Genomic DNA, 14,622 nt, shown 5'->3' on the forward strand with positions numbered 1-14,622 from the left:
TTTAGTGAAATTATGCGAGATATCGCGAAGAATTTGTTCTGAAATAGACCGCGTTAATCAATATACTGAGCTCAAATGACAGGCAGTAAAGTAACAAAAATCTTCAGGGAGAGGGCCGTGTTCAGAGTTATTTTTATATTACTGGCAGCAATATTTTCACCCATGCTGCTGGCACAAACCGAAGGCGGTATGACCTTTGCCCATAAAGACTGGGAAATTGCCTGTGATAATACCCGTACCTGCCGTGCTGCGGGCTATGGCATCAACGAAGGGGAACTTTCAGTGTTGCTGATGCGCCATGCGGGAGTCGGCCAAAAGGTCAGTGGGACCTTAGTTTTTGCTAGTTTTAACGATGATGAACAAACGCCTCAAAAGCAGAATACGGCGAAACTGTGGATTGACAGTAAGTCACAGGGCGCGCTGGCACTGGGTGAAAATACCCGTTTTCAATTATCTGATGCTCAGATTGAGACGCTGATTACTGCGCTGATTCGCGATAAGAAGGTTGAGTTTGAATACGATAAAAAGCGCTGGCAGCTTTCTGGTGCAGGTTTTAATGCCGTTATATTAAAAATGGATGAGTATCAGGGACGACTGAACACGCCGGGGGCTATCCTTCGTAAAGGAAACCGAAGTGAAAGTGAGGTATTGCCTGCTCTTGCTCGCCCTGAAATTATTGCGGCGGACGTTAATAAGAAAGCAACGCCGGTTGATTTAACGCCGGATCAAGTTAATAAAGTGAGTCACTGGTTAAAGCCAACGATTGAGGCGGAATGTCCCGGTGTTGATGATGCTAGTGACGGTAAAAATAACTGGAAAGCTATTAATGTTGACGCTAAACACTCACTGATTCAGGTGTTGTGCTGGCGTGGGGCTTATAACGAAGGTCTGGCTTATTGGCTGGTGGATAATAATTTCAGCACTGAGCCTAAATTCATCACGTCTTCGGCCAGTGATTATGGCGATGGCATTATTTATTTGTCTCAGAAAGGTCGTGGGCTTGGCGACTGCTGGTGGGTAAAAAACTGGGTGTGGGATGGCAAAAACTTTGTTGTCAGCGAAGAGCTTTCTACCGGCGCCTGTAATGGCATAGAAGCCGGTGGTCCGTGGCAATTATATACCGTAGTCAGCACGGTGAAATCACTACAGGATATTGATGATGATAATGCAGCGGTAAAAGAGTTGTATCAGGCGCTGGAGGAAGAGCGTAAAAAGGACAATCAGTTACCGGTGGATAAAGTCATGGAGCGTTATTCACATATCAGCGATAACCAGACTGAGTTTACCCTTCAATATATTGAACAAAATGGTGAATATCGTCTGCCAACAGAAAAATCATCAGCCGATATTAGCGATGATGAATGGCAAGCGTTTGTGAAGTCTGATGTGATAGCCGAAGAGACCGAACAGCGCGGAGCTTCTTATACGCTGGTGGATTTGGATGGCGACGGTCAGCGAGATTTGATTATCGATGCTTATATTGGTGGTACGGGGCTATTTAGCGATATTAGTGTATTAAAAAGACATAAAACTGAGTTTAATCCGGCAGGACCCAGCGCGCAAAACGGTGAGTTTGTTCCGGTAACCATGTATTCGTTGAACGGTCGTGGTGCTAATCAGGCTGACTATTGGATAAAACTCAATGGGCAAGTCTATGTTGCTTATCGCAACAGTACTTTTGGTACAGATAATATCTATTTGTTAAAGCCGTTTAGTCAGTCAGCAAAAATACCAAAGATTACGATTCGTTATGAATATGCTCTGGCGTTGAGGAAAGAAAATGAACAGCCAAAAGAGGTGGTTCTGGATGCTGCCGAGCAGAGTGAACTGGAAAAAAGCTTAGCCAGAATGTCTAATCAAATGTTGCATGATGGCCTTCCTGTATGGAGTTTTGATAATCCAATTTGTCCTATTCCAGCTTCAGTCAGCAAAGAAAAGGCGCAGTTTTACTATACCGGTGACCATCTGCATTACACCGTTGAACGGGTGGCTGATATCCCGGTGTGGTTAAAAGGGAAATGCTATGTTGGTAGCGTAGGTAGTCTTTTTGGTTCTTACTCCCCCAAGGAGGGGGTTGAGGCGTTTATGGTGATTACATCACCCGAAGAAAACGAGTCATTCCATACTTCAGTTGATTTAACCGGCTCAAGAAAAGTGCTGTCGATTAACCATTCCCGAGTGGATGTGGCAGAAAGCCACGGTATTTACGCTCGATAACACATATACAGGGCGCATTGAGCTTGCGCCCTGTCTGCCTTTTTTCTGCTATTTCAAACAGATCTGCTACTTTTTCAGCTCCGGGTATCCCTGTCCATCATTTAAATAGTCCTCTGGTGAAATAATCGAATTGTACGTTTTGCGATCCAGATCGTAGTACAATTTAATTAAATTGAATTACAATCTCGTCATCGCAGTAGAAATACTCGCCATTTTTAACATCGTGTACAAGACAGGTGAGGGTCAGACAGATAAAGTTGGTAAAAACCGAAACTGATGTTGTAACGGCACAGTTTTCAGTACAACAACGACACTTATCACTCTGGAGTTATGGATGCCACAGTCTGAAATGAGCAAAACCGATCGCATTATTATCGAGCTGGGTAAGCAGATCGTACACGGTAAATATATTCCCGGTTCTGCGTTACCGGCAGAAACCGATCTTTGTGAAGAATTTAATACCTCACGCAACATTATTCGTGAGGTGCTGCGCGCACTGGCAGCAAAGCGTTTAGTGGAGGTGCAGCGTTATCGGGGAGCATTTGTCACTTTTCGCAATCAGTGGAGCTATCTCGACAGTGACGTTTTGCAATGGATTCTTGAGCATGATTATGACCCCCGGTTAATTGCCTCAATGAATGAAGTGCGTCACCTGGTCGAGCCAAGCATGGCCCGTTGGGCTGCGGAACGAGCAACACCCACCGAGCTGGTACAAATTGAAAGCGCGCTAAATGACATGATTATTCACAGTCAGGATCTCGATGCGTTTAACCGGGCAGATATTCGTTTTCATCAGGCTATTTTGGTGGCGACCCACAATCCAATATTACAGCAGTTAGGGGTTGCGATTAGTTCGCTACAACATGCGGTGTTTGAACGCACTTATATGCCAGATGAAGATAATATGCCTCGCACACTGCGGGAGCATAAGGACTTGTACGATGCGATTCGTCATCAGGATATTGAGGCCGCAGAGAAGGCCGCTCTGGCGATGATTGCCAGTTCCACTCAGCGTTTGAAGGAGTCTACATGATTGAGCAATTTATCGGCGTTGATTGGGGTTCAACCAATCTGAGAGCCTGGTTATTTGATGGCGATCTTTGCGTCGATACTCTGCGTTCTGAACGGGGTGTTACCCGTTTTGACGGGCAGCAGCCGGAAGCGATTTTTCATCAGCTGTTTGATAACTGGCTGGCTCAGTATCCTGACGGTATTCCCGTTGTTATGGCCGGCATGATTGGTAGCAATGCCGGATGGATTCCTACTCCTTATCAAATGTGTCCGGCAAATTTAAGTCAGATCTCTCATCACTTAATGCCGGTGACTCAGCTAGCGCCAATGCGCGCCTGGATTGTGCCAGGCCTTGCCATTAATCAGGATGGCAACTGTAACGTCATGCGTGGTGAAGAGACTCAGTTAGTGGGTGCTCATGCACAAAAGTCAGCCGCTTATTATGTGATGCCAGGCACCCATTGCAAATGGGTGCAAATGGATGGCGATACGGTAGCTGATTTTCGGACGGTTATGACCGGTGAATTGCATCATTTGCTGATTAACCATTCTCTGGTTGGTGCGGGTATAGGGGTTCAACGCGAATCGCAACAGGCATTCAGACAAGGAATGGAAGTTGGCTTTAATGAAACCCATATTATTCGTCGCCTGTTTGAAACCCGGGCGTCTCATGTTCTTGGGCAGTTAGATCCTTCGGTGGTTCAGGAGTGGTTATCCGGGCTGCTTATTGGTAACGAAGTGGCGCAAATGCAGCGGCAATATGTCGATGTGAATCAGCGCGGTATCACGATTATCGGTAACCAGAGTTTGACGGCGCGTTATCGTGAAGCGCTGGCTTTAGCCGGTATTCCACATCAGGCCATTGATGGAGATGATGCCTTTAAATCCGGTATAAGGAGTCTGGTTTATGAGCTGGAAAACTAATTTTCCGCTAATTGCTATTTTGCGCGGTATTAAGCCTCAGGAAGTGGAGGCCCACGTTTCCGCCCTGATTGAGTCTGGTTTTGATGCCATTGAAATCCCCCTGAACTCACCGCCGTGGGAAATCAGTATTCCAAAGATGGTAGAGCAGTTTGGCTCTCAGGCGCTGATTGGTGCAGGTACGGTATTAACGGTTGCTAACGTGGAACGGTTAGCCTCAATGGGCTGCCAAATGATTGTGACACCGAATACCAATCCTGCGGTTATTCGACGCTCTGTGGAGTTTGGTATGACGGTATGTGCTGGCTGTGCCACGGCAACAGAAGCATTTACCGCACTGGAGGCCGGGGCTCAAACGCTAAAAATATTCCCTTCTTCATCTTTTGGTCCTGACTATATTAAAGCGCTGAAAGCCGTTTTACCGCCAGAGGTACCGGTGTTTGCCGTGGGAGGCGTGACGCCGGAAAACCTCCATCAATATATGCGGGCGGGTTGCGTTGGTGCAGGGCTGGGAAGCGACTTATATCGTGCTGGCCAGTCACCAGAGCAGACTCGCCAGCAAGCGCAACGTTTTGTTAAAGCCTATAAGGAAGTGCAGTTATGAAAATTACTAAACTCACCACTTACCGTTTAGCTCCACGCTGGATGTTTCTTAAAGTAGAAACCGATGAAGGCGTGACTGGCTGGGGGGAACCGGTGATTGAAGGCCGTGCTCGTAGCGTTGAAGCAGCGGTACATGAACTGTCAGAGATGATTATTGGTCAGGATCCTGCCCGTATTAATGATATCTGGCAAACCCTGTATCGCGGCGGATTTTATCGCGGCGGTCCTATTCTGATGAGTGCTATCTCTGGTATCGATCAGGCATTGTGGGATATCAAAGGTAAAGTGTTAGGGGTTCCGGTTTACCAACTGTTGGGTGGACTGGTGCGCGATAAAATTAAAGCCTATAGCTGGGTAGGCGGCGATCGCCCATCGGATGTAATCTCTGGTATTAACAAACTGAAAAATATCGGTTTTGATACCTTCAAGCTAAATGGCTGTGAAGAGATGGGGATCATTGATAATTCACGTAAAGTGGATGAAGCCGTAGCGGTAGTGGCTGAAATTCGTGAGGCTTTTGGTAATAGCATTGAGTTTGGTCTGGATTTCCACGGCCGTGTTGATGCACCAATGGCAAAAATTCTGATTAAAGAACTGGAGCCTTATCGCCCGCTGTTTATTGAAGAGCCAGTGTTGGCGGAACAGGCGGAATACTATGTTCGTCTGGCGGCGCAAACCCATATCCCTATTGCAGCCGGTGAGCGCATGTTCTCCCGCTTTGATTTTAAACGCGTACTGGCGGATGGCGGCCTGGGTATTGTTCAGCCCGATCTTTCCCATGCGGGTGGTATTACCGAGTGTTATAAGATTGCAGCAATGGCGGAATCTTATGATGTGGCGTTTGCTCCACATTGCCCACTGGGGCCGATTGCGCTGGCTTCCTGCCTGCATATTGATTTCGTGGCGCGTAATGCCGTGCTTCAGGAACAGAGTATGGGCATTCACTATAATCAGGGCGCAGAACTACTGGATTACGTGCTGAACAAAGAAGACTTCTCAATGGAAGATGGCCATTTCTATCCACCAACCAAACCAGGGTTAGGGGTGGAAGTGAATGAAGAGTTGGTGATTGAACGTAGTAAGCAAGCTCCTGACTGGCGTAACCCAATTTGGCGTTATCCGGATGGTGCTGTTGCCGAGTGGTAATAATGGCATTGTGAAAGCATCGCGTTTATTTAAAACGTAATTAACCGGTCAGTTTAATCATTAAAGCAATAAAAAGGCGTAATTACCCGCCGGGGTTCCCTTACGCCTGAATCTGACCAGCGCTGTTTTGACTACGTTGATAAATAAGGCAATAGAGCAATTTTTATTATTTTCCGGCAGTATAAAAACAATTAAACAGGATACTCTACAATGGATAAAACAATCGATTCGGTAGAGGTAATAAAGCCCACCAAGCGTCGCTATATTACCTTACTGATGATTTTTGTTACGGTGGTGATTTGCTATGTCGACAGGGCAAACCTGGCCGTAGCATCCGCTAAAATTCAACAGGAGTTTGGTATTACTAAAACGGAGATGGGGTATGTTTTCTCTGCCTTCGCCTGGACTTACACCGCCTGCCAGATTCCGGGTGGTTGGTTTTTAGATCGGGTTGGTTCCAAGCTTACCTATTTTATCGCCATTATGGGCTGGTCAGTTGCCACGCTGCTGCAAGGCTTTGCCGGTGGCTTAGCGTCTCTTATTGGTTTACGGGCTGTGACCGGTCTGTTTGAAGCGCCAGCGTTTCCGGTGAATAACCGGGTTGTTACCAGCTGGTTCCCTGAGCAGGAACGCGCCGGTGCGGTAGGCTTTTATACCTCAGGACAGTTTGTTGGCCTGGCGTTTTTAACGCCAATGCTGATTTGGGTTCAGGAAATTCTGAGCTGGCACTGGGTGTTCTTTATTACGGGTGGTATCGGTATTATTTGGGCACTGATTTGGCATTTCAATTACCAAAACCCGAGAAAAAGCCAAGGGATAAATAAAGCTGAGCTTGAGTATATCGAGCAAGGCGGCGGTATGGTTGATGGTGATGCGCTGGTTGAGAAAAAAGAGAAAGTGCCATTTACTCGCGCTGACTGGAAACTGATTTTCCACCGTAAGCTGATCGGCGTCTATTTAGGTCAGTTCGCTATTACTTCTATGTTGTGGTTCTTTCTGACCTGGTTCCCTAACTATTTGACTCAGGAGAAAGGGATTGCAGCGTTAACCGCGGGCTTTATGACCACAGTTCCTTTTCTGGCGGCTTTCTTTGGTGTATTACTTTCTGGTCAACTGGCCGATAAATTAACCCGCAGTGGTAAATCTATTGGTTTTGCCCGTAAGACTCCAATTATCTGCGGTTTATTGCTTTCTTCCTGCATTATGGGCGCTAACTACACCAACGATCCAATTTGGATTATGGTGCTGATGGCCGTAGCGTTTTTTGGTAATGGCTTTGCGTCGATTACCTGGTCACTGGTTTCATCGCTGGCTCCGGTTCGCCTGATTGGTTTAACCGGTGGGGTATTTAACTTTATCGGCGGTTTGGGTGGTATCACGGTACCGCTGGTGGTGGGATATCTGGCACAAAACTACGGTTTTGCACCTTCGCTGATTTATATCTCTGTTGTAGCAGTGATTGGGGCGTTCTCGTATATCTTGTTGGTTGGGGAAGTGAAGCGGATAGCTTGATTTTCCGGGGCTATGACTGATAGGTTATAGCCCTTGAGTTTTGTGTAAATTATTCTTATTAACTATTGTGTATATTCCGGCCGTAAGGGCGATGTGCTCATATCATCCCGGTGCCCGGCCGGAAGATCGTCTGCCCTCAACTGTGGAGCGCGTCGGGCCTAAGCTGCCTACGGGCCGTTACAAAACACCTTTGGTGTTTTGCCCTTCGGGCCAGCGCGAGCGCTGTTCAAACAGGCTGTGCCTGTTTGTCGTTGGCTTACGCCAAGTCGACCCCCACGGCACCTTCTCCCTCCGATTAGCTATGCTAAAACATAAAACTGAATCATCTGACTTTGTCAGCCATCTGAGCTAGCCCATGACGACTTCCCTCCGCTTTCATTTGCGTTACCCTCTCTCAACTGAATTTCAGTACTCACTAAGAAGGTCAACAGCCAGTTACCTTATGTCTGGTATTAACAGATCTTTTATCTCTTCTCCCCTTGCTGTAACTCCAATTCCCTCCTATATCTATTTAACATCATTATGTTATTAATTTTCCTGGTAGTGAGGAAATCGCGATAACGGTGGAATTTTTTATAACCTTTCAGTGACAGTTGAAAATTTATCTTGCAACATAAAGATTCGTACAGGCGACAAGGTAGGAGCACATCGATGCGTGATACAGAAAAACAAATTACCTATACGCCCTGCAACCACCAGTTAACTAACGTTAACGTATGGACACCGGACAGTCAGTGGCTGGTTTATGATGTCCGGCCCGATGGTTCGTCGTTTACCGGCGAGACTATCGAACGGGTGAACATTGATAGCTGTGAAGTCGAAATTATTTATCAGGCAGAGCCGCAGAGCTATGTCGGCGTAGTGACGACCAGCCCGGTTGAACCGGTACGTTATGCCTTTATCCACAGCCCTGAAAAACCGGATAAGCAGTGGCACTATGACTTCCATCACCGTCGCGGTGTGATAGTGACTGAGCCAGAGCGAAAGCGTGCCGTTACGCTGGATGCATTAGATATTACCCCTCCTTTTACTAGTGGCGCACTACGCGGCGGCTCTCATGTACATGTATTTAGTCCGGACGGCAGTCGGCTGAGTTTTACCTATAACGACCATGTGATGCATGAGAAAGGGCCACAGTTCGATCAGCGCAATATCGGTGTCGCAGTGCCGCTGCATTCCGTTCAGGTGGAAAAACAACATGTTCGGGAATATGACGGTAGCCATTTTTGTGTTCTGGTGAGCTCAACGGTGTTGGTTCCTGAAGCTGGCAGCGATGAAATCAGTCGGGCTTATGAAGAGGGATGGGTAGGAAAAGAAGGTTATATTACCGCGCAGGGTACGGCTCAGCGTTGGGCGCTGGCGTTTATTGGCGATACCCGGGCAGAAGATGGCAGCAAACTTTCGGAAGTGTTTATTGTTGATTTACCGGAACATTTGGATGACTACGCCAAACCCGGTGAGTACCCACTAACCGGGACAACTGAGCTGATGCCGGCACCTCCCGCCGGTGTGAATCAACGCCGTTTAACCTATACCAGCGATCGTCGCTTTCCAGGGGTAGTCTCTTCCCCACGTCACTGGATTCGCAGTTCGCCGGACGGCAGCAAAATTGCCTTTCTGATGAAAGATGATTTTGATGTGGTTCAGGTTTGGCTGGTTTCTCCGCTGGGCGGTGAGTTAAAACAGGTGACGGACGGTGGTTATGGTGTGGATTCCGCCTTTAGCTGGAGCCCGGATGGTCGCAGTTTAGCCTTCGTTATGGACGGTAGCATTGTGCTGTGTGATGTTAACAGCGGTGTGGTTAAACGATTAACGGAAAAGAGTGTAAACCACCTTTGTGCAGATGCCGTGGTGTTTTCACCCAATGGTGAATATATTGCTTATATGCGAAAAGTAGACGGTTTTTCTCAGTTATTTATTACTGCCACTGAACTGGATTAACACAAAATTAGTGTGTGAGCGGTTCGTGGGATATACTATATACAGCGCTTATCTCACGCTGATGTGGTGATTTGCCACGAGTTTAGTTGGGATAAGTGGTGTCTAAACATTTTAACTGTTGTTGGAGAATATAATGGGAATGTTATTCAATTTTGTTAAGGAAGCAGGCGAAAAGCTTTGGGATAGTGTCTCTAGCAAACCAGAAGATAAAGCAGCAAAACTGAAGGCGCACTTAGACAAAATGGGTCTGCCTGGTTCAGATAAAGTTGATATTAAAGTAGAAAACGACACCGTTATTGTTGGTGGCGAAGCTGCGGATCAGGAGCTGAAAGAGAAACTGATGGTTATTCTGGGTAACGTTGCATCTATCGGTAACGTTCAGGATCAAGTTTCTGTTATTCAACCTTCAGAAGAAGGTAACTTCTATACCGTTAAGAAAGGCGACACTCTGGGTGCAATTGCTAAATCTCAGTATGGTGATGCCAACAAATACCAGAAAATTTTTGAAGCTAACAAACCAATGTTAAGTCATCCGGATAAGATTTATCCAGGACAAGTTCTGCGTATTCCTAAATTATAATCAGTTATTAATTAATTGATTTAAAAGCCCTCGAACTTTAATCAGTTCGGGGGCTTTTTTATTTATTTCTATTTATTAATTATGCGTCTTTTATGTTATTGAAATTAATTCTTATTTATTTTTGGCATTAAATAAAATAAACAGACTAAAATTTAGATTGATATTTCATTTCTTTCCGACTTATTGAGTTTTAATAATATCTTTTTGGCTGTTTTATATTATTTTTCATTTAGTTAGTGTAAGTTTGGCTTATGTAGTATTTATCTTATATCAACAGGTTACATATTATTACACTTTGCGTGGGGTTAATTACAGCTCGGTTGATTCATGTGGTTTTGAACAAATATATAATTGCCCGACACGGGAGTTTATTTTTCCGATGCGTTCAGGGATGTTAGCAATATTGAATTCGATTGATATTTGTCATATCCCTCTAATATTGTGCTGGTTAATTATTGAAAGGAAATCATGTGAAAACGTTTATTGCCGTTTGTGGTCTGGCATTGTCTTTTAGTGCGCTTGCATCCCCTCATTGGGAATATAGTGGTGAAGCCGGGCCAGAGCATTGGGCGGATTTATCTCCAGAGTTTTCGGCTTGTCACGCTCAAAACCAGTCGCCGGTTAACCTGACCGGTACCGTTAAATCCGATCTGAAGCCTTTCCATATTACCTACGCTGCGGGCGCAGAAAATATGGTGAATAATGGTCATACATTACAGGTTAATTATGCGCCAGGTAGCAAAATTGATGTGGATGGCATGTCATTTGAACTGAAACAGTTCCATTTCCATACTCCGGGTGAAAACCAAATCGAAGGTAAATCTTTCCCAATGGAAATTCACTTTGTTCACGCCAACAGTAAGGGTGAACTGACAGTATTAGCCGTTATGGTGAAAGAGGGTAAGGCTAACCCAACACTGGCTAAACTGTGGAAAGAAATGCCTAAGACTGGTGAAACAGTAACCTACGATCAAAAGATCAATGCTAAAGATCTGCTGCCAGCTAACCTGCACTACTATCGTTTTAGCGGTTCATTAACCACTCCTCCTTGTACTGAAGGGGTTCGTTGGTTAGTGCTGAAAAATCAGATTACTGCCAGTCATGAACAAATTCAGGCATTTACTACACTAATGGGCCATCCGAACAACCGTCCGGTTCAGCCAATTAATGCACGTGAAGTTCTGAAAGACTAAGTAAACGGTGTCCTGCCGGCGTTAATAATATTTGATTAGCGCTGGCTGGATTATCCTGTTTATCCCCCATCATATTGCTCAAAATATTATCTATTTCATTTCAGTTGGTTATCTTTTTCACTTCGATCAATATCACATAATTTAAACAATTTGATTGTTTTTTACCCTCCGCTTTCATAAGTTGCTAACTCGACGCAGCATTGAGTTTGGAGGCATTGTGGAGCAGTTTTTTATCGGTGTTGATGTAGGTTCTGCCAGTGTCAGGGCGGGTGTTTTTACCTCTCAGGGGGAACGTCTGGCATTTTCAGTTCGGGCAATTCAGCAATTTCACCCCCGAGCGAATGTGGTTGAGCAGTCGTCAACAGATATCTGGCAGCAGGTATGTGCGGTAGTGAAAGAGGCTGTTGAGTTATCTCAGGTTGATATTCACTCCATTTGCTCCATTGGTTTCGATGCTACCTGTTCTCTGGTGGCTGTTGCGCGAGATGGGTTATCAGTTTCGGTTGCTGAGGATGGTAATACAGAGCGGGATATCATTATGTGGATGGACCATCGAGCTACTGATGAAGCGATGGACATAAACCTGACCAATGATCCTGCATTGCAATATGTTGGTGGTGAAGTTAGCGTTGAAATGGAATTGCCAAAAATCCTTTGGCTAAAAAGGCATTACCCACAGCGCTATCATCAGGTCTGGCGTTTCTTTGATTTAGCCGATTATCTGGTCTGGCGTGCCAGCGCTGCGGATGTTGCCAGCATTTGTACTCTAAGCTGTAAATGGAACTACCTTTCTCATGAAGGGCGCTTTAGTCACAGTTTGTTAGAGGCTATAGGGCTGACAGAATTAACCGATAAAGTACCTACAACGGTTTTAAATCTGGGCGACAAAGTCGGTGTGCTCTGCCCGGAAGTGGCCCTACAGTTTGGCTTACATACCGCTGTGACTATCGCCAGCGGCATTATTGATGCTCACGCCGGTGGATTAGCGTTGGTCGCCGCTCAACCACAAGCAAGTCTGGCGATTATCAGCGGTACGTCTAACTGCCATATGGTTGTCAGCCCGCAGGCAGTTATGGTTCCCGGTGTCTGGGGACCTTACTTTAGTGCCATGATCCCGGACTGGTGGCTAAACGAAGGTGGGCAAAGTGCCGCAGGTGCACTGGTTGAGTGGACATTACGTCAGAGCGACGCCTGGCCAGAACTGGAAGAGATGGCTAAACGCCAGCAGTGCAGTTATTACCACATTTTAAATCAGCGGGTTGCTCAACTTGAGCAACAGCATCCTTTCCCTACTTATCATTTTCATATTCTGGCGGATCACCACGGTAACCGCTCTCCCCGGGCTAATCCTGATGCAAGAGGCATGGAGTCTGGCTTATCGCTGGAAACGGGATTGGATGCACTGGCCCGGCGCTATTTAGCAACCCTGCAGGCTATCGCCTATGGCACTCGCCACATCATTGACGTATTGGAAGAGTCAGGACATCAGATCGATCGCCTTATTTTGTGTGGCGGTGCGACTAAAAATCCGCTGTGGCTCCGGGAGTATGCCAATGCTACTCAGCGCACGATTCATCTGGCGAAGGAAGAAGATGCGGTCACGCTGGGAGCCGCTTTGCTGGGCGCTGTGGCATGTGGTGTTTTCTCTGACTTTTCTCAAGCCGCCGGAGCGATGGTTCGTTATGGAAACAGTATCAAACCCGACGATTCAACCGCTTCATTCCATCAGGCTAAGTATCAGGTTTATTTACAGATGTATCAGGACCAGCAGCGTTACCACCAGATGATGAGTAACGCCGAATTGCCAGTGTAAATTTTCTCAGAACAGGAATATCAACGTGTTAAAACTTAATTTGCCACCGTCACCGGCGAAAATAGGGGCGAAAAGTAAGCAAATATTGATGGTCACTAATGCAGATTTACGAGAGCCAGCAAACATTACTTGCTGGCCGGTACAGAAGAAATTTGAAGATAAACTGGAACAGGCGTTGGAACAACTGGGTTACTCCATGAAGCGAGCACATCCGGTAAGCCAAAATCGTGGACATGGATTTATCAGCAGCCAGCGTGAAGGGAGTGATTTATTCGCTGCTATTGAGCCTGATGCGCCGGTGATTGTGCTATTAACTGCCTGGCAGTATTCACACCATATTGCTCCATCGCTTGCCCATCACCGTGGCCCGGTGTTGCTGTTAGCTAATTTTGACGGCACCTGGCCGGGACTGGTAGGCATGCTTTGTCTGGCAGGAACCTTAACCAGTCTGGATAAATCCTATTCTCGACTATGGTCAGAAAGTTTTGACGATGAGTTCTTTATGCAGGGTCTGCAGACCTGGCTGCGCTATGGCTCATTGCAGCATAAGAATAACTATTTGCACGATGTGGCACCAACGCACCCGGTAATGGCAACCTCAGAGGGTGCCACAGGTCGCAAAGTCGGCGAATATATTTTGCAGCATAAAGAGATTTTGGGATTATTCGATACTTTCTGTATGGGGATGATTAACGGCGTATTTCCTCAGCAGGCGTTAGTCAATATAGGTATGCCGCTGGAATCACTGTCGCAGTCTGCCTTACTGGTTGAAATGGCTAAAGTGCCCGATGAATTAAGAGAAGCTTGCCTGAGTTGGTATGAAGAGCGCGGGATGAAATTCCAGTTTGGTCAGGATAGCGCCATCGAGCTGACTCGTGAACAGGTTAAAGAGCAGTGTGCCATGATGATTGCCATGGCGCGTTTTGTGAAGCGTTTTGGCTTATCCGCGGTGGGCGTTCAGTATCAGCAAGGGCTGAAGGATAGCTGTGCTGCTTCAGACTTTGCTGAAGGTGCGATTGGCTCAACGGAACGTTTTCCTATCCCTGATGAACAGGGTGAGATTATCTGCCCAAATCAGGCCATTCCCTGCATTAATGAAGTGGATATGGGCACGGCTATTCCTCAAACCATGCTATGGCGTTTGCTGAGTTCATTGGGATTACCGGCAGAAACTACGTTGCATGATATTCGTTGGGGGAGTGAATATCGGGGCACGTTCTATTGGGATATGGAAATCTCTGGTGCGGTACCGTTTGAACACCTGAAAGGTGGTATTGCTGGGGCGACGGGATATCGCCAACCACCGATGTTCTTCCCTTATGGCGGTTCAACCATTTGTGGACAGGGCAAAGCCGGGCGCTTTATCTGGGCGCGGGCCCACTATGAAGGAACTAATGTGGTGATGCATATTGGTACCGGCCATGCAGTTGAGTTACCTGACGATGAGTTTGAACGTCGCCGCCGGGCCACTAACTATGAATGGCCGCTGCTCAACTGTGTACTGGATGGCGTGCAGCGAGATGACCTGATGTCAGGACATCAAAGTAACCATATCACTATTGCTTATGTGGAGCAGGCTAAGCTGCGCAGCGTATTGCGGGCATTTGTTGCTCAATCGCTGACCCAGGGGATTCAGGTAAAAGTGGCGGGCGATGCACTGCATGCGCTGCAAAAGGAAGCATAAC

Annotated in this window: 11 protein-coding genes; all 11 read left to right on the forward strand. The window is 46.5% G+C overall.

What is annotated here, in order from left to right; all coding sequences use genetic code 11:
• Positions 1–117 precede the first annotated feature (117 nt).
• The 11 genes from GOL65_RS00340 to GOL65_RS00390 all read left to right on the forward strand — a co-directional run bounded on the left by GOL65_RS00340 (position 118) and on the right by GOL65_RS00390 (position 14,621).
• Positions 118–2,217, forward strand: coding sequence for a DUF1176 domain-containing protein (locus tag GOL65_RS00340; RefSeq protein WP_179038105.1), 2,100 nt, complete (start codon positions 118–120; stop codon positions 2,215–2,217).
• Between the two features lie 349 nt (positions 2,218–2,566).
• Positions 2,567–3,250: a FadR/GntR family transcriptional regulator gene (locus GOL65_RS00345; RefSeq protein WP_228723109.1), complete on the forward strand. Its 684-nt coding sequence runs from the start codon at positions 2,567–2,569 to the stop codon at positions 3,248–3,250.
• Positions 3,247–4,152, forward strand: coding sequence for a 2-dehydro-3-deoxygalactonokinase (locus GOL65_RS00350; RefSeq protein ID WP_140920450.1), 906 nt, complete (start codon positions 3,247–3,249; stop codon positions 4,150–4,152). Before GOL65_RS00345 ends, GOL65_RS00350 begins: the two co-directional genes overlap by 4 nt.
• Positions 4,136–4,753, forward strand: a complete 618-nt coding sequence (locus tag GOL65_RS00355; RefSeq protein ID WP_140920451.1) for a 2-dehydro-3-deoxy-6-phosphogalactonate aldolase — start codon at positions 4,136–4,138, stop codon at positions 4,751–4,753. Before GOL65_RS00350 ends, GOL65_RS00355 begins: the two co-directional genes overlap by 17 nt.
• Positions 4,750–5,898, forward strand: coding sequence for a galactonate dehydratase (gene dgoD, locus GOL65_RS00360; protein ID WP_140920452.1), 1,149 nt, complete (start codon positions 4,750–4,752; stop codon positions 5,896–5,898). Before GOL65_RS00355 ends, dgoD begins: the two co-directional genes overlap by 4 nt.
• A 210-nt stretch (positions 5,899–6,108) precedes the next feature.
• Positions 6,109–7,410, forward strand: a complete 1,302-nt coding sequence (locus tag GOL65_RS00365; RefSeq protein WP_140920453.1) for an MFS transporter — start codon at positions 6,109–6,111, stop codon at positions 7,408–7,410.
• A 651-nt stretch (positions 7,411–8,061) separates the two neighbouring features.
• Positions 8,062–9,351, forward strand: a complete 1,290-nt coding sequence (locus GOL65_RS00370) for a DUF3748 domain-containing protein (RefSeq protein ID WP_140920454.1) — start codon at positions 8,062–8,064, stop codon at positions 9,349–9,351.
• 133 nt (positions 9,352–9,484) lie between these two features.
• Complete coding sequence (lysM, locus tag GOL65_RS00375; protein WP_130589974.1) at positions 9,485–9,931, forward strand: peptidoglycan-binding protein LysM; 447 nt, start codon at positions 9,485–9,487, stop codon at positions 9,929–9,931.
• A gap of 470 nt (positions 9,932–10,401) precedes the next feature.
• Entirely contained in the window at positions 10,402–11,124 is a 723-nt protein-coding gene (locus GOL65_RS00380) for a carbonic anhydrase (RefSeq protein WP_140920455.1), read from the forward strand.
• A 214-nt stretch (positions 11,125–11,338) separates the two neighbouring features.
• A complete protein-coding gene (locus tag GOL65_RS00385; protein WP_140920558.1) occupies positions 11,339–12,937 on the forward strand; it encodes an FGGY-family carbohydrate kinase in 1,599 nt (532 codons plus the stop codon).
• A gap of 25 nt (positions 12,938–12,962) precedes the next feature.
• Positions 12,963–14,621: a signal transduction protein gene (locus GOL65_RS00390; protein WP_140920456.1), complete on the forward strand. Its 1,659-nt coding sequence runs from the start codon at positions 12,963–12,965 to the stop codon at positions 14,619–14,621.
• Position 14,622 lies beyond the last annotated feature (1 nt).

The sequence above is a fragment of the Limnobaculum xujianqingii genome, from assembly GCF_013394855.1.
Classification (GTDB): Bacteria; Pseudomonadota; Gammaproteobacteria; order Enterobacterales; family Enterobacteriaceae; genus Limnobaculum; species Limnobaculum xujianqingii.